Raw genomic sequence first — 405 nt, forward strand, 5'->3', positions numbered from 1 at the left:
GGGAGGGGGAGTGGGGTGGTTGGTGCGAGGGGTGGCGGTGTGGATGAAGGGGGTGGTGAAGGGGGTGGTGAAGGTGTGGGGGGTGGAAGGTGTGGAGGGGGCTGAGGGGGTGAGGGGTGAGGGGGTTGGTGATGGTGGTGGTGGGAGAGCAGGGGGGGGTGTAGGTGAGGGAGGGGGAGAAGGGGAGGAAGTTGGGTGTGAGGGTTGGGGGGATGGTGGGGGTGGTGGTGATGTGGGTGGTGTTGATGGGTTTGATGGTGTTGAAGTGGGGGAAGGGGAGGGAGGATGAGGGGTTGTGGGGGGTGGGGTTGAAGATGGCGGGGGAGGGGTTGTTGGGTAAGGTGAGTTTGGTTGGTGTCTAGTGGGGAAATGTGGAGGGGGGGCAGCGGGTGGTGAATGGGGGGA

Annotated in this window: 1 protein-coding gene; it reads left to right on the forward strand. The window is 64.7% G+C overall.

The features are described 5' to 3' along the window. Positions 1-289 (forward strand): hypothetical protein (locus FS507_RS19870; protein WP_222121450.1); only part of this gene is annotated, 289 nt, incomplete at its 5' end. Between the last annotated feature and the right edge of the window lie 116 nt (positions 290-405).

The organism is Corynebacterium glyciniphilum AJ 3170 (assembly GCF_007673095.1).
Classification (GTDB): Bacteria; Actinomycetota; Actinomycetes; order Mycobacteriales; family Mycobacteriaceae; genus Corynebacterium.